Below are 15525 nucleotides of genomic sequence, written 5' to 3'. Positions count from 1 at the left end.
TTCTAATGATTTAGTGAGTAAATCATCAATGCGGGTATTGTCTAATAGCCAGAATTTTGTCAAGCGCGCCCGCAGACAGTACACTACGCGGCAGAGAATGCCCCATGCAGGATAGAAAACGTGACCATTAAACTGATTGTCGGCCTGGCCAACCCCGGTGCGGAATATGCCGCCACCCGGCACAACGCTGGCGCCTGGTATGTGGATTTACTGGCGGATCGCCATCGTGCGCCGCTGCGCGAAGAGAGCAAATTCTTCGGCTACACCTCGCGCATCAACCTGGCGGGCGAGGACGTCCGCCTGCTGGTCCCCACTACCTTTATGAACCTCAGCGGTAAAGCCGTGGCCGCGATGGCGACCTTTTATCGCATCAACCCGGATGAAATTCTGGTCGCCCATGACGAGCTGGATTTACCGCCGGGCGTGGCGAAATTTAAGCTTGGCGGTGGCCATGGCGGCCACAATGGCCTGAAGGATATCATCAGTAAGCTCGGCAATAACCCGAACTTTCACCGTTTACGCGTCGGAATCGGCCATCCGGGCGACAAAAACAAGGTTGTCGGCTTTGTGCTTGGCAAACCACCGGCCAGCGAGCAGAAACTGATCGATGACGCTGTCGACGAAGCGGCGCGCTGTACCGAAATCTGGTTAAAGGACGGGCTGACCAAAGCGACCAACCGTTTGCACGCCTTTAAGGCGCAATAAGCCGTTGTCGTGCGGCATTTTTGCCGCGCACCGTGTATAATAGGCAAAGCTATTCAATTTTCTGCAATCTGTTCCTTGTAACAGATTGATTATCCAAAGATTAAGGTGATTTAAATCATGGGATTCAAATGCGGTATCGTCGGTTTGCCCAACGTCGGCAAATCCACCCTGTTCAATGCGCTCACCAAAGCGGGTATTGAAGCGGCCAACTTCCCCTTCTGTACCATTGAGCCGAACACCGGTGTCGTACCGATGCCCGATCCGCGTCTGGACAAGCTGGCTGAAATCGTCAAACCGCAGCGCATCCTGCCGACCACCATGGAGTTCGTGGATATCGCGGGCCTGGTGAAAGGCGCGTCCAAAGGTGAAGGTCTTGGCAACCAGTTTCTGACCAACATCCGTGAAACCGAAGCCATCGGCCATGTGGTTCGCTGCTTTGAAAACGATAATATTATTCACGTCGCGGGGAAAGTGAACCCGGCGGAAGATATCGATGTTATCAATACCGAACTGGCGCTGTCTGACCTTGATACCTGCGAACGCGCGATTCACCGCGTCTCCAAAAAAGCCAAAGGCGGCGATAAAGACGCGAAGGTTGAGCTGGCCGCGCTGGAAAAATGCCTGCCGCAGCTGGAAAACGCCGGTATGCTGCGTGCGCTGGATCTGACCAAAGAAGAGAAAGAGGCCATCCGCTATCTGAGCTTCCTGACCCTGAAGCCGACCATGTACATCGCGAACGTCAATGAAGACGGTTTCGAGAACAACCCGTACCTCGATCAGGTTCGCGCCATCGCCGAGCAGGAAGGGTCTGTGGTGGTGCCGGTGTGCGCCGCCGTTGAAGCGGACATCGCCGAGCTGGACGATGAAGAGCGTGACGAGTTCATGGCTGAGCTGGGCCTCGAAGAGCCGGGCCTGAACCGCGTGATCCGCGCCGGTTACGCTCTGCTGAACCTGCAGACCTACTTCACCGCGGGCGTGAAAGAAGTTCGCGCATGGACCATCCCGGTGGGAGCGACCGCGCCGCAGGCAGCCGGTAAGATCCACACCGACTTCGAAAAAGGCTTTATCCGCGCGCAGACCATCGCTTATGAAGACTTCATTGCCTACAAAGGCGAACAGGGCGCGAAAGAAGCCGGTAAAATGCGTGCTGAAGGTAAAGACTACATCGTGAAAGATGGCGATGTGATGAACTTCCTGTTCAACGTCTAATCCCACTGGCTGGCGTTTTCGCCGCCACCGCGCAAAAAAATCCACGCAGCGGCGTGGATTTTTTTTACCCAGGCGACACGCTACTCCACAATATGGGTATCTTCTGCCGCCTCGTAGCCATCAACGATCTGCACAATTTTCTTTAACTCAGCCTCAATAAAAGCCGGGGTAGCGCTTTCCCCTGAGGCCGGGTGATGAAGCTCCACCGAGATACCGCTGGCGGCATTGGTCAGCGACAGGCTGATCTCCTGCTGGCCCCGCGAGGACGAAGAACGCCCGATATGCTGCATGATAGCCGCCGCCGCCGCGCGCGTATCAACGTCTGCGAGATGCCCCCATCTCATTTCAACATGCCCCTGCTGCCCTGCCTTTATCACCTGCAGCGTATAGCCGCTTCTTGCCGTTGCCATGCCTTTTCCTCCGATTTAGTTGCCCGGGCGTCACATTATCAGCCCGGTTTTATCAGCCAGGTTCGCGCACCTGCGCCTTGCCGTTAATGACTCTTTTCCACATAGGTCTGCATGTTTTCTTTGGTCACTAACTCAAACGGGATCCAGACATGAGACTCGACCTTTTCTCCTTTAATCAGCTTCAGCGCTACCGCTAAGGCCGTTTTGCCCTGACCGACGGCGTCCTGGAAAACCGTCACCTGAATCTTATCGCTGGCCAGGGCTTTCAGCCCGTCCGGGGTGGCGTCGATCCCGCCGATCAGCAGCTTCTTCTGGCTTTTCTCCAGCGCCATCGCCGCGCCAATCGCCATCTCATCGTTGTTCGCCGCCACAATATCAATCGCTTCTCCGTTGCCCGTCCAGTTCTGCATCAGATCCATGCCCTCGCTGCGGGAATAGTTGGCCGGCTGTTTCTGCACCACTTTCATTGCCGGATACTTGGCCACCACCTGCTCCACATCTTTGGTGCGCTGCAGCGCGCCGGCGTCGGTGAGATTGCCGATCATGATGGCGACGTTGCCTTTGTAGTTCGCCAGCTTCGCCAGCGCCTCCATCTGCAATGTGCCAGACTCCCGCTCGTCCGAACCGACAAACACCACGCCGGGCGGTAACGTTTTATCCCCCGGCGTCCGATTCACATACACCAGCGGCATTTTGGCCTGCTGCGCCATCTTCGTCAGCTGCGGGGTGCTGGCGGAGTCCACCGGGTCGACGATGATCGCGTCCACGCCGGAGGCGATGAAGCTCTGCACCTGATCGGCCTGGCGTCCGGTGTCGCCGCGGGCGTCTTCAAACTGTACGTCGACGTGGCGGGCTTGAGCTTCTTTCTCAATGGACTGGCGGATAATAGTGAGAAAGTTTTGATCGAAGTAGGCCATTGAGACGCCGATCTTCTCTGCTAATGCCGAAGCGGAACTGGCCAGAAGGCCTACTAACAGGATGATTTTACAGTGCTTCATAGTATGCCCCCAGAGATCGAAATAAAATTTTCAATACAACTACAAACGGTATATTTAAATCATTTTCAGACTACGAAGGGCGTTCGGTTCTTGCAATATTGATGTAAAGAAAATGTTGCCATGCGCACACTTTATTTCACCGCCTCACTCACCGAGGGCTCACCGGTTGCGGGGAGCGCAGCGGTCGGCGACGCCGGCTGTTTTCGCTTCAGCAGGGCATACTCCACTATCAGCTGTTGCAGATGCAGCTCCACGAGGCTTCCCCGCGCGGCTGGCCAGGGTTGATCAACGGGAAGCGCGGCCAGCTGGCGCAGCTGCTCCTCCAGCGGAACAGCGCGGTTAAACGACTGTGTGATGACAAATACTGCGGTTTTCAGTTCGCTCACCGTCAGGTACTTCCCCTTCTGCTCGTCGAGGGCATTGAGCTGGTCGGCGAGCCGCTGCAGCTGCTGCATGCCCTCCGACCAGCCGGTAAGATTTTCCGCGGGCAATGCGCCAGCACTCAGCTGCTGCCGCCACTGCTGCGCCAGCGGTTGCGCCTGATCCGGCCAGCGGATAAGGGCCTGGTGGACCAGCTGGTCGCCGTAGCTGACCGCCCAGTCCGGCGCCAGGCGGGCAAGCTCGCCAAGCTGGCGCTGCGTCTGTGGCAGATCAACCGGCCCCGGGGGCGTTGTCGCCGGCAGGCCCGGTATCGGTCCGGCATTTTGGGTGACCGAAATGGGCGGCAAGTCGGACTGACGCAGCGCCAGCCATCCGCCGACGGCGATACCCGTTACCGCCAGCATGGTAACCATTCCGGCGATAAACGGCTTCCAGCGCGGCGCGGTTGCCGGAGTAGACGCCGCCACCGGCGCGGGCCGCTTTGCAGGTGAAGGCGGAGCCAGCGGTTCAGCCTTTGGTCTACGTTTTAGGTCTGGCACTGGCTCAACCTTCGCCGCATCCTCTTCGCTGACCAGAGTGCCGGGAAGTTCCGAGTCAGACACCGCCACCGGCGGCGCGGTGGGAAGCGCTGGCGCAGGGTCGAGGCTCTCGAAGCGAGTTGCCGTGCTGTGCAGTAGCGCCCGCAGGTCGCTCAGCTGGTTTTCAGGAGCGATCTCAAGGCGCTGGAGCACTGCGTCGAAGCTTTGCAGCGAACGTTCAGCCTGCTCAAGCGACTCAACATCCTCTGGGGTAAGATTCAGGGTACGAATCACCTGCCGCAGCCGCTTGCTCAGGGTGCGGAAGATCTCTGTCCGGGCCGGGAGCGCCTGTGGCCACAGGTTTTTCCCCTGACGAACCAGCAGCGACTCCATCAGCGTCAGCCCCTCATTGATCCCTGCCACCCCGCCCAGCCGGGCGCGGGCCAGGGTATACCAGGCGACAGTCTGCAGGTCCGCGCCGTGATGCTCCAACAGCCCGCGGGCAAGCTGCTCGGCATACGGCCAGTTAATATCCGGCCGCGCCGGGTGGCTGAGCTTGTTCATTTCCGCACGCAGAGCCATAAAATCAGCCAGCGTGCGCGGGTCGCCACCGGCTTTATAGTGACGGTCGTGGTGTGTTGTCATCATGATGTCTTTCAGCGAGAGATTAGAGGGCGGAGCGGGCGTCAAGGTACTGCTGACGTTTGAGGTGGCGGATCAACACCCTGCCCTCGGGCATAAACTCCGTGCCGTAACGCACCAGGCCAATATCCTTCAGCTCCGCATCAATGGCATAGCGCAGTTCGCCGGGCGCATGCTGATCGAGCATCACCACCGCGATCCGCTGCAGGCGCGGTTCGTATTTCAGCAACACCGACGACAACGTGCTCATCAGCTGGTGCGCCGACGCTGGCATCCCCTGGAGGATAGCGGTCATATCCGGCAGGCCGTAGTCCGGCAGATGCGCCAGCGTTCCGGCCCGACAGTTGAGGATGCGCTGCATGTTATCGAGCACCGACAGGATGACCTGATCCGTTTCGCTGACAGTATTCAGGTCAAGCCCGCCGGCGAAATTGCCGTACAGGATGTCATACAGGGAGGGACGAGGCATTTTCACTTCTCCTTAAACGGGTGCAGCGTCAGTTGATTTTGGCTGGCTTCGATAATGCGCGGCCTCGCCGGATCAAGTTCGTCCCGGGTGAGTACCAGCCGCCAGCTGTTTTGCGTCAGGTCTGGATCGATAAACATGGCCGCCACCGCCACAAACTGCGCGCTGGTTTCCATGGGCATATCAACGGTCACCGATTCGCCCGGACGCAGGCGAACATCTTTTTCCGCCACCCGGTCCGCCTGCAGCGCCTGGCCATCGCCGGCAAACAGCGACGGGTAGTCAGTATTGTCGAACGCTTGCCGGTCCTTCAGCTGATAAATACGCACCACCGTCGCCAGGGAGGCGCCTTTGGCGTTGTTATTCACGCCTTCCCGGGCGCGAAGATCCAGATGCAGGGTTTTCACCTGGGGGTAAAAAATGGACTGGGTCACGGAAACGGCGCCGTCTTTCACGGTCTGCGTCAGGCCGCAGCCGGTTAAGACGCTAACCATGAGGAATGCCAGCAACCTGGCGGAGGGTTTAACTGCGGTAATCGCCATCTTCATCGCTCTCCCTGCGGTGGATATTTTCCCGGACGCGCTGATAGCGCCCCAGATAAATCGTGACTCTGTCGTCAGCCTGCTTCTGCGCATCCAGCGGACGCAGCACAGCGGTACGGCCGAGCTGGACGGCATGCTCCTGCTGGCAGCAAAGTTGCGCATCCGGCAGTAAATGGCGGGCGACGCAAAGCTGCAGCCGCACGTCAAGATGAGATCCGAGCCAGACGTGCAGAAGCGCCATCAGGTCGCTGAACAGTTCGCCGCCGGGCAGCCAGCCGCGAACCTCATCAGGCTTTTCCGTGGCCAGCTGCAGCAATACCTGACCGTTCACATCCGTGGCGTGGGTTCCCATCACTGGCCTATGTTGCAGGCTAACCGGCTGACGGACGCTCATCGTTAACGGCTGCGACAAGGGGATCCGGCAGGGATCGTGGTGGTACACCGTCGCCCGGGTCCCCGGGGCCAGGAGCGCCACCAGCGCCTCCATGCCTTCCCCGGATCTCCCCGGCAGCATCATCACCGGCAGCAGCGCCAGAAATCGCGACAGCGGCGCTGCGGCAACGGCGGCACATCCCGGTATGCCCAGCCCCGCCAGGCCCAGCAGATACTGCGAGATGTTGTCCGTGCCGCCCGCCCGAAAGGTTGCCGGGTAGGAATATTTGCGCCAGATACGGTAATACTGGGCGATCAGCCGATGGTTAAAGATATCGAGGAAATCCTCGGTGGCCTCGACGCCTTCCCGCCGTTGCGCAATGTCATCGCTATAGTGGGTCGGCAGCGGGGATTCCACGCCGTAGAGTCCCATAAAAGTCACGCGAACCGCCGGCGGACGGGGCGGTTCAGGATCGTCCATTCCACGGATTTCGCCAGCCGGAAAGCCCATCCCCGGATGCGGGCGAAAGCGTATGGGTTCATCACCTAATAGCCAGCCGCTGCCGATGATCGGCGCCTTCGGATGGTTCTTCTCCAGCAACTGGCAGAAGCGGTAAAAATTCATGTACGGCAGCTGAGGCCGGAGCTGCGCCATCAGCCGGGCAGGCGCAGACTGTGATTCTCTTTCCACCGGATACATTTCCCTTCAGGTTGAACAATGAGCGTCAGCTGGTTGAACTGATTCATATCGGCATACAGTGCGAAAAAGCGGTTGAGCATGTCGCCAAACAGGTGGACATCGCCCGCACCGGTAAATCCGCTACCGTCGAGCGTCACTTCGATATCCAGCCCGCGCAGCAGGAAGCCCTGCTCGAAACGCTGAATTCGGTGATGGCTGACCGCCAGAATGGCGTCCAGACGGCGATTATTGAGCTCATCCTCCCGCCAGTTGTAGAGCGACAGCGTGCCGCGCAGCACCTCGGCGCTGCTCATCATGTTGAGAAAACGGGTGCCCAGATGGCTCATGACCCGCCAGTGGTAGCGGTCTTCCGCCGGGGGATAGGCCGGCAGCGTGGGCCTACAGAGATTGCGGACGGTAAGCGGCGTGGCTGATATCGACTCACAGCGATCCAGCAGCGTGCTCTGTAGCGCCCGGCGCGGCAGCTGGCCGTTAGTGCCGGTGATGCGCAAGGAGACCGTTTCCCGCGCCAGCTCCCGGTCAGCCTCCCATTGCTGTCCGCCGAGGATAAGCCAGGTATCGTGCATGCCGGTTACGCCCCGTTTTACGCGGGTGTGGTAGTAGCGCTCAGGAGCATGGCGACGCATCATCCCGCCCTGGTGACGAAAGCGGGTGAAAGGCACATAGCGCGCCTCCCCGGTGCGCCCGGAGCCGGTCACGCTGTCGACAGAATAGATTTCGGTATGCCCGTCCTGCAGGCGCTTCGGACGCAGGAGGTATTCGCTCTCCAGCCCGCTGATGGTCAACGGATCGGCCTCAAGGGTAAACAGGTTAATCACCGGCACACAGTGCAGGCGCAGGCTGCTTGCGCTGACGGGTAAATCATTTTGCCAGACCTCGCTGAACACCACCTCAAGCGTGAAATGCGATATCCCCGCCGGCAGGGTGATGTTTTCCAGGCCATTTAGCTGCACGAACATAAATTTTTCGCGAAAGGTGAAATACTCGAGCAGCAGCTGATAGCCGCTGAAAGCGCTCTCCCCCTTCGGCCATAAACGATCCTCCTCGCTGAATCCCCCCGGGGAAAAATAGCCGTCGAGGCTTACCCGCTCTGTCTGACCCGGCAGACGCAGGTACAGCGCGGCCTGGCGTCGGGTCAGCCACAGATGGAGGGCGCTGCCGGTAACGGCGTCTTCCCCCAGGTACAGCGCCAGGCGGCGGAGATCGGTCTGCGACCAGTCAGCCAGCTCGCTACAGGCGAATCGTAGTCGCAGGGCCGAACGCCCGTCCGGCTCCGCCGTCATCATCGCCTCATCTATCGCCAGCGGGTTAAGCGTCAGATCGCGGGTGGTTCGGTACCGGCACACGGTATTTTTCGGCCCCAGTGGGCGGGAGCTAATCTCAAACCCGGCGGGCACCGTTTCCGCTATCTTCATCGCCGGCAGCGTTGGGGTCAGCGCCACGATCGATAGCGATGGAATAGTGCGCAAATAGTGCGGCCACAGCATGCTGACCAGCCCCTCGGTCAGCTCCGGCAGATCATCATCAATTTTTTCGCGCAAGCGACCTACGGAAAAGGCAAAGCCTTCAAACAGGCGCTCAACGTAAGGGTCCGGCGTACCGGCTTTATCGAGATCCAGCATCGCCGCCCGATCGGGGTGAGCCTGCGCGAACGCTTTTGCCGCCTCGCGCAGGTAGCGCATTTCAGCATCAAAATATCGCAGGGTTAAATCGTCCATTATGAATATTCCCTTATTCGTCTACAGGGAGACACGCAGCATGGCTGCGCGGTCAGATTAGTTGGCCGTCGGGCGGCCATGAGCGAAGGAGGCCTGGCGTTGCAGGTTAACGCCAATCAGTGAGGGAGAAGGTTCAGTATCCCTCTTCGCCGGGTATATCGTCGGTCAGCGGAACACGTTCAGCAGACGCGCGCACGCTGAATATCGTCTCCGGTAGCGTAAAGTTTCGCAGCGCCAGCAGCGCCAGCGGTCCTTCCCCCGCCTCGGTACGCAGCGTGTAGTTCAGCAACAGACCATCCGGCGCTTTCCAGCTCAGGCTCCAGCTGCTGCTCGTTCCGGGATAAGCGCTGACCACCGCCTTATCCAGCAGACGGATCCACCCCCAGGCGCCCGGGAAATCGCCATACTGGCGTGTGCCCGCCCGGGTACTGATCCAGCTCAGACTGGCGCCCGGCGCTTCGGTGTCAGCGGGCCAGCTGAACCGCCGCCAGACCGGCATCTGGTTCATATAGACAAGTTTCTGACTGTCGATGACCAGCTCCGTCTGCATCACGCCGTCCGCCGTGCCGGGGCGAAGCGCAAAATGCAATCCCGCTTCGCCGTTGGCGAACGCGACGTCGGAGAGATGGCTCAGGGTATTCATCGCCTGCAGAAAGGCCGGGTTAAACGTCAGCCCCTGAGCATTGATACTGTCCGCCATCCAGCGGCTCCCCTCTTTATGCAGCACGCCGTTCAGCCGGGTCTGCAGAAAGCGGGCGATGCGCCCGGTCTCGCTGTTGAGGTATTTTGCCAGCAGCGGCAGAGAGACTTCACTGCTGGTATTTTTAAAGGGGTAGCGACCGCCAAAAGCGCTATTCCAGTCCTCCACCACTGCGCTGCGCCACTGGGCGTTGAGGCTTTCCGCCGCCGGGGTCAGCACCTGCTGCCAGGCCTGTTCCATCGGGCGAACAAACAGCGTCTGCCCAAATCCACTCCACTCCTGGCCCAGCCCCGCCGCCACCAGGCTGCCGTAGTCGCGCGTTTCGGTTAAATCCACGGCCTTGCCCTGGAATACCGTCTGCGCAAGCAACCGGGTCATCGCCTGCGGATCGGTGGCGTTGGTGACCTGCTGCAGGCGCAGACGCACCTGGGTGACGCGGGTCAGGAAGGTCTGCAGGCTAAGACGGCTGGTGGGTGTCCCGCCGTCGCGATTGTCCAGCAGCGCCAGTACGGGCCCGAAGGTGGCATCCAGAGGACCGCGCGCGCCGGACTGCTGATCGATGGCGGGTGGGTTGTCACGGTTGAACAGCTGCCTGGCCGATTTGACCAGCGAATCGGCGATGGCTTCCCCGGTCTGGCCGGTTCGCCCCTGCACGCTCAGGGTGTTCATCAGCGCCACCAGCGGCGACTGGCGCACATCGGCCATCAGGGTCAGCTGGTCAATGGCATCAGAGAGGGTCGCCGCGCGCTGCCAGCGCAAACTGTTGAGAAAATCCAGCCAGGCGCCGCTAAAGTCAGCGAAATAACGCTCCGCCAGCCGGGCTCGCAGAGTTTCCGGCGACGTCGACTGCGCGGCAGGCTGCTTCGTGTCGCTCAGCACCCAGTCCATTTCATCGCGGCGTTCCGCGACCACTTTCTCAATGGCCGGCTGTACGGCCTGCTCCCAGGCCTGACGGGTAAACATGCCCGGCACCACCTCATCAGTGCTGAACAGACGCGAAGCATCGGTGTCGGCAGTCATATCCGCCAGGCGCATATCGGCATACTGATTCGCCACCTGCGCGAGCATCTTCTGGTAAAGCGTGGACTCACTGTTGCGCTGGCCCATCTGTCGAATTAACCGTGTGCGCACCTGGCTGACCAGACCGTCATCGACAGGCAGACGCCACTGCGGATGCGACGCCAGACTGGCGGCATAAAATGCCAGCAGCGAAGGGCCGCTGCCCTGCCAGACGGCGTCGGCGATGCCTGAGCGCTGCGACCAGTCCTGCATTAGCGTGGTGGCGAACCACGCGGCGTCCATTTTTTCCGGGCGGGTCAACATCAGATATTGTTTCAGTTGTCCGTAAGCGGTCTTCGTCATCTTCTCACGCAGTGGGCTGTCCGGCGGCAGCTGCACGAAGGCGGTGAGCTGCTCTTCCAGATGATGCGCCGCCGCATCGCGCAGCAGCGGCTGCGCCCTCTCTCCGTAGTGCGGGAACAGCGCCGCCAGCAGGTCATCGTTCTGACTGAGGCCAGCGCGGAGGTACCACGGCGCGCCGTGCTGCGAGCGGTATTCCAGTTGAGAAAGCGTTTTCTGTAACGCGGAGAGCGCATGCAGGCGTACGGCCAGCGGCTGTTTCTCCGCTGAGGCCAGCCGCACCTGCTCCTGTGCGATCGCCACCAGCTCGCGGTTGGCGATAAAAGAGACTGTCATTGAGGCGGCCCAGAGTAACATCAGGGCGGCGGCGGCCACGCTCATCCCACGCATCCAGTTGACTCCCTGTTTGCGCGGACGTAGACCTGCGGGTAATTCCGTCATCCTGTCCGGCAGAATATCCCAGCGGTTATCCCGGCCCCAGTGATGGCTGATACTGCGGCCGGCCTCCGCCGACGGCGCGCTGAACACCACTCCGGCCAGCGGCTGCGGGCGGTAAGGATTAAGCAATACCGATAACGGCTCCGTCACCGTTTCCGGTTTACGGGTCAACTGATCGGCCAGCGCGAGTAAAAAATTGTGCTGTGGCTGACCGCAGACCTGCTGTATGCCTTGCGCGGTCAGCTGCGGTATCAGCCCGGTAAGCTGTCCGGCGAGCGTCTGCGGTGAACAATTCGCAGGCAAAAGGCACCCCACTGGCTGGGTGACGCGCCCGGCCTGTTCTCCGGCGCGCGGATGCAGGGACCAGACGTACAGCGGCAGCTTCCAGCCCAGAGCCTCATAGCGAAGCTTTAAAGCATGAGACACGCTATCCATTGCATCTGGCGTGAGACCTGAGGTTGCGCTGTTTTCCGTTGCCGGCATACCGTCCAGCCCTGAGGTCACCCAGACCATTCCGTCCACCGCACGGCGGCGCAGTTTACGCAACGCAGCCAGCCAGTCTGCATCGGCCGGAGTCGCAGGATCGCCACCCCACAGCAGCACAGTCCCCCGGTCTTCCTGCCAGAGTTCCCTAGTGAGTTTTGGGGCCAGTTGTTCCACATCACTGACTGAGCCGGTCATCAGCAGGATGCGGACTTTGCTATGCCAGAAATGACCGTAAGTATGTCGCAGAACTTGTTGTACTTCGTTTATTATCTTTTTACTTATGTCTACCTGTTTCAAATGAGCACTATTGTTTGACCGAGTATTCTGTTTATCATTTAATTTACAGAAAAAACGCAATCTTGATGCAAACGCAACAAGTGAGTACCGACTGACTAGCAGCAAAGAGAGGAAAACAGGAACTGCGAAAATAGTACAGAGCACCCGAAATTTTTCTGCTGGTTCCATCCATCCCAGGGATGGTCCCCATAGATAATATATTAGAAATAAAATAACAGTAATAATAACGACAAAAAAAACGCCAGAAAATTTAATAAGGATTTTCTTCATGTTATAATAAACCTCTAAACACTTGCAACTGAGTTAAATAAATGACAGTTCAAAACATCATTATTTTTATTTACCAATAAATACTGTCCTGGGGGGAGATGCTCATTTACATAACTCAATTGCAAAAACTCGGTAAGAGGCGGGCATTTACATAAATAGTTGTCTGAATCAACGTACATATACGACGAAAGTGCACTTTCCGACATTACATCTGTTGTTTTTAACACCAATTTTTTAAGCTCTTCTTCATTCAACCCAGAATATATAACACCAGATAGCCTTCTCCCTTCATTAACCCTTCCCCAAAGGAGCAATTTATCTATTCCTACCCAATCACATTCTGGTCGAAAAAAAGCCCCTAAAGATGAGCGACCACCAATCTCGCCATCATTTCTCAGTCTTCCCAACAAAAACATCACAGATTCAGATTTATCGTCGATTTCATCGTCAAGTAATTCTGCGCCATAAAAACTGGCGGCAATAAGAACTATATATTCATCAGAAGAGCTATCCAGCAATTTATCGATGGATTCAGATAAGTTTCTACTAAACTCAATATTCTCCCCGGGATATATATTATCAAGTCGTTCTTGCCAAATATTTTCCATCAGAGGTTTAAAATTATCATTAAGAGCGCATATCACTTTTACCCTAATATATTTAGGCAAAAGGGTTATATGCATATGGATATCATTAATCAGAAATCCCATTATTTTATTAAATAAAATAGCATTTCTATCCTGTATTTGATGAATGCTATTTAATTCATTTGTTGGGGAATTAAAACTAAGATATCTGGACATATGCGTAAACTTTGGTGCATAGCGAACAGGCAATAAATCTCCCTCTATGATATTAGTCACATCTCCATTTAAATCAGGCAATCTGATCTGTAACTCAATGATCTCAAGATAGGCCCTTCCTTTTTGAAGCAACTCCTGATAATAATCCAGGCGAGTTTTATTCCAGTAAACTGTTTCGATATTCTCATTATTCCAAATTATAACTCTGAAGAAAAATACAGCCCCGCTTAAGAGTAGCGGCACCAGCAATAACTCAGACCAGAAAACATAATTATTTTTTGATAAATACTCAGAAAAATAAACCAAGAAAACACATACATATACAGCAATAATACAAACACAAATTCCGAATTCAACCCATAGTGATAATGCTTTTTGGGATGTTTTCTCTTCCGAAGGAATATCAAAAATATTTACTGGCATAAGTTCATTCCTTTAAAACACGCGAACCGGCGGAAATAAGAATAGCGCCACATGAACAGCGGTGCCCTTCTAACGCAACAGCTAACCCGTTATCGCAATGTTTTTCATCTCCCTCACTTATACTATTTACACCGTGTGTTGGACATGAGACCAGATCAGACTTACGTGCCACAGATTTACCATCAATGATTATCTGAGATGAGCCCGTTAAGACAGATCCACCATGAGATGTTTTATCACCTACACAAATAGTTTTTTTCATATTCTAATCTATTCAGTCTGATATATTAATTGGCAATAGTAACTTCAGGAAGTCTTTTTAAAATGACAGGTTGGAATCCATCGGGATCATCAATCATAACCGGTTCACCATTTTTCATGACAGGATTTCCATTATCATCTGTTTCCTGAACCTTCTCCTGAGGTTTTCCAGTTTTTTCATCAACAACGATAACCTGATCTGGACCTGTAAACTTAAATGCCGACTCGATACTATAATCGATATAGTAATCTTTAACTTTTTCAATAGATGTTTTGAAAACATTGATACTTTCGCCCTGCAATGCAGAATCAGGGAATTCATCAAGCCGCAATATTGTATCAAATGTCTTACTGTAAAATAGTATATTATAAAAAACGCTTAATTTTTTAGAGGCTAATCTATCATCACGGGCACATCCAGTATAAAAAACCATATAATCATGAGCATCAAATAATATCCCATCTCTTCGATTGACACAAACGGATGGGTATGTACAATTACTATTTAGTAATAAAAATTGAGATATTTTACCTCCTCTTTTTATTCGAATTATGCTTTCAGGAAATAACGTTTCACCAGGAATATTAACATAAGTACCTGCGGGTATTTTTACATATTTCCCATCAAACACCCCAATCCATAAGTCCTGTTTTTTATTTACCAACCAATACTGATTGGAAAATAAAGACTTATTTCTCTTTATATCTGGGAGATTGTTTTGAGTTGTTTTAAAATCAATAAATTGATCATGATATCTTTCGTTTGCATCTCGATCTAATAGATTTCCAGGGTCACTCTTGGAAAAGAGTATCTCATCATTTCTATCGCTAGCATGGATAAATTGTGTTGATATCAAAAAATAAAATAAAACAAAATATTTCATGATTTACCATCCTATGGATAATCAAAATAATTGATAAAGATATTAATCAAAAATAGTAACTTCAGGAAGCCTTTTTAAAATGACAGGATTATAGCCATCAGGGTCATCAACCATTACTGGCTTTCCATTAATCAAGATGATTTTCCCATTGTCATCAGTTTTTGGTACCTTAGGTAAAGCTTTGCCTGTGTCAGGGTCAACAATAACGATCTGATCTTTTGCGATTATTCTAAATGCAACGTCAAGCGCATCATACCGATAGTATCCATTTATTGACACCAAAGATTCTTTTATATATTTAAGATCTTCAGGAGTTGAATAAGGTATTGAATCAAGCACAATTATCGCATCATATATTTTATCATATAGTAAAATATCATATAATATGCTATGGCGGGTTGAGTTAGGTTCAAAACTAAAACTAGTACATCCAGAGTAAAAATATGTATATAATGAAGAGTCAAAAACTATATTATTTATTACACTGAGACATTTAGATGGGTAATTATTAGTTTCACGTTGCAATAGAAATTGTGAAATTTTACCCTTTCTTTTAACTCTTAATATTCGTTGTTGATGATACCCACCATTAGGAATGTCCTTGTAATAGTTTGCTGGCACTTTGATATTTTTTCCATCAAACAAGCCAAGCCATAGATCCTGTTCTTTATTTACCAACCAATATTCATTACTTGAAAAAACTTTGCTCCTCTGAGAATCAGGTAAATTATTTTGCTTATTTTTGTAATTACGATAATCACCGCGATATTCCTCATCAACACGTTGTTGTTCCTGTCTTGAAAAAATCTCCGAGAATGTCATGGAATTTGTATCCGAGTTGACGCTGGATACTGAGTTATCTGACGCATAACAGATTTGTAAGCTTGCCGCTTCTAAAAATAAAAGCGACATGAAAGAATATTTAATAAAAATTCTCATTTCT

General features: G+C 54.0%; 14 protein-coding genes. 2 read left to right on the top strand and 12 right to left on the bottom strand.

The genetic code is table 11. From position 1 onward, the window contains the following. The first annotated feature begins 120 nt into the window (after positions 1–120). On the top strand, positions 121–705 hold the full coding sequence (pth, locus tag ACR809_RS10065) for an aminoacyl-tRNA hydrolase (protein ID WP_004180389.1): 585 nt from the start codon (positions 121–123) through the stop codon (positions 703–705). A 117-nt stretch (positions 706–822) separates the two neighbouring features. Next, positions 823–1914 carry a redox-regulated ATPase YchF gene (ychF, locus tag ACR809_RS10060; protein ID WP_002910443.1) on the top strand — a complete coding sequence of 364 codons (1092 nt, stop codon included), beginning with the start codon at positions 823–825 and terminating at the stop codon, positions 1912–1914. 80 nt (positions 1915–1994) lie between these two features. Here ychF and ACR809_RS10055 read toward each other — a convergent pair whose 3' ends face one another. From ACR809_RS10055 to ACR809_RS10000, 12 genes are all read right to left on the bottom strand, one after another. Further along, positions 1995–2324, bottom strand: coding sequence for a DUF1869 domain-containing protein (locus ACR809_RS10055; protein WP_004145442.1), 330 nt, complete (start codon positions 2322–2324; stop codon positions 1995–1997). Between the two features lie 83 nt (positions 2325–2407). Beyond that, positions 2408–3322, bottom strand: coding sequence for a sugar ABC transporter substrate-binding protein (locus tag ACR809_RS10050; RefSeq protein WP_002910453.1), 915 nt, complete (start codon positions 3320–3322; stop codon positions 2408–2410). A gap of 131 nt (positions 3323–3453) precedes the next feature. After that, on the bottom strand, positions 3454–4869 hold the full coding sequence (locus ACR809_RS10045; protein WP_032433200.1) for a VasL domain-containing protein: 1416 nt from the start codon (positions 4867–4869) through the stop codon (positions 3454–3456). 19 nt (positions 4870–4888) lie between these two features. Next, positions 4889–5332, bottom strand: a complete 444-nt coding sequence (gene tssE / locus ACR809_RS10040; protein WP_019724967.1) for a type VI secretion system baseplate subunit TssE — start codon at positions 5330–5332, stop codon at positions 4889–4891. Between the two features lie 2 nt (positions 5333–5334). Further along, entirely contained in the window at positions 5335–5871 is a 537-nt protein-coding gene (gene tssJ, locus ACR809_RS10035; RefSeq protein ID WP_077256651.1) for a type VI secretion system lipoprotein TssJ, read from the bottom strand. Further along, positions 5852–6868, bottom strand: a complete 1017-nt coding sequence (gene tssG, locus ACR809_RS10030; protein ID WP_072157837.1) for a type VI secretion system baseplate subunit TssG — start codon at positions 6866–6868, stop codon at positions 5852–5854. Before tssG ends, tssJ begins: the two co-directional genes overlap by 20 nt. Before the next feature lie 29 nt (positions 6869–6897). Further along, the gene (gene tssF / locus ACR809_RS10025; protein WP_048265700.1) at positions 6898–8661 is read right to left on the bottom strand and encodes a type VI secretion system baseplate subunit TssF; all 1764 of its coding nucleotides are present in this window, start codon (positions 8659–8661) and stop codon (positions 6898–6900) included. A 133-nt stretch (positions 8662–8794) separates the two neighbouring features. Beyond that, complete coding sequence (locus ACR809_RS10020) at positions 8795–12211, bottom strand: ImcF-related family protein (RefSeq protein WP_205841481.1); 3417 nt, start codon at positions 12209–12211, stop codon at positions 8795–8797. 14 nt (positions 12212–12225) lie between these two features. Then, positions 12226–13437: a hypothetical protein gene (locus tag ACR809_RS10015; RefSeq protein WP_122051217.1), complete on the bottom strand. Its 1212-nt coding sequence runs from the start codon at positions 13435–13437 to the stop codon at positions 12226–12228. Between the two features lie 4 nt (positions 13438–13441). Then, positions 13442–13699, bottom strand: coding sequence for a PAAR domain-containing protein (locus ACR809_RS10010; protein WP_004899008.1), 258 nt, complete (start codon positions 13697–13699; stop codon positions 13442–13444). Positions 13700–13724: 25 nt separating this feature from the next. Further along, positions 13725–14582 (bottom strand): hypothetical protein, encoded by an 858-nt coding sequence (locus ACR809_RS10005; RefSeq protein WP_023285292.1) that lies wholly within the window; start codon positions 14580–14582, stop codon positions 13725–13727. Positions 14583–14624: 42 nt separating this feature from the next. Further along, a complete protein-coding gene (locus ACR809_RS10000) occupies positions 14625–15521 on the bottom strand; it encodes a hypothetical protein (protein WP_157847138.1) in 897 nt (298 codons plus the stop codon). Positions 15522–15525: the final 4 nt, after the last annotated feature.

It is taken from the genome of Klebsiella sp. CD33 (assembly GCF_051992865.1).
Taxonomy (GTDB): Bacteria; Pseudomonadota; Gammaproteobacteria; order Enterobacterales; family Enterobacteriaceae; genus Klebsiella; species Klebsiella pneumoniae.
The sequence above is the reverse complement of the archived record's forward strand: the minus strand, read 5'-3'. Positions and strand labels throughout refer to the sequence as shown.

Coding starts and splice junctions, on each gene's coding strand:
- ychF (WP_002910443.1), top strand. CDS start 823: ATGGGATTCAAATGCGGTATCGTCGGTTTGCCCAACGTCGGCAAATCC.
- ACR809_RS10055 (WP_004145442.1), bottom strand. CDS start 2,324: ATGGCAACGGCAAGAAGCGGCTATACGCTGCAGGTGATAAAGGCAGGG.
- ACR809_RS10050 (WP_002910453.1), bottom strand. CDS start 3,322: ATGAAGCACTGTAAAATCATCCTGTTAGTAGGCCTTCTGGCCAGTTCC.
- ACR809_RS10045 (WP_032433200.1), bottom strand. CDS start 4,869: ATGATGACAACACACCACGACCGTCACTATAAAGCCGGTGGCGACCCG.
- tssE (WP_019724967.1), bottom strand. CDS start 5,332: ATGCCTCGTCCCTCCCTGTATGACATCCTGTACGGCAATTTCGCCGGC.
- tssJ (WP_077256651.1), bottom strand. CDS start 5,871: ATGGCGATTACCGCAGTTAAACCCTCCGCCAGGTTGCTGGCATTCCTC.
- tssG (WP_072157837.1), bottom strand. CDS start 6,868: ATGAATTTTTACCGCTTCTGCCAGTTGCTGGAGAAGAACCATCCGAAG.
- tssF (WP_048265700.1), bottom strand. CDS start 8,661: ATGGACGATTTAACCCTGCGATATTTTGATGCTGAAATGCGCTACCTG.
- ACR809_RS10020 (WP_205841481.1), bottom strand. CDS start 12,211: ATGAAGAAAATCCTTATTAAATTTTCTGGCGTTTTTTTTGTCGTTATT.
- ACR809_RS10015 (WP_122051217.1), bottom strand. CDS start 13,437: ATGCCAGTAAATATTTTTGATATTCCTTCGGAAGAGAAAACATCCCAA.
- ACR809_RS10010 (WP_004899008.1), bottom strand. CDS start 13,699: ATGAAAAAAACTATTTGTGTAGGTGATAAAACATCTCATGGTGGATCT.
- ACR809_RS10005 (WP_023285292.1), bottom strand. CDS start 14,582: ATGAAATATTTTGTTTTATTTTATTTTTTGATATCAACACAATTTATC.
- ACR809_RS10000 (WP_157847138.1), bottom strand. CDS start 15,521: ATGAGAATTTTTATTAAATATTCTTTCATGTCGCTTTTATTTTTAGAA.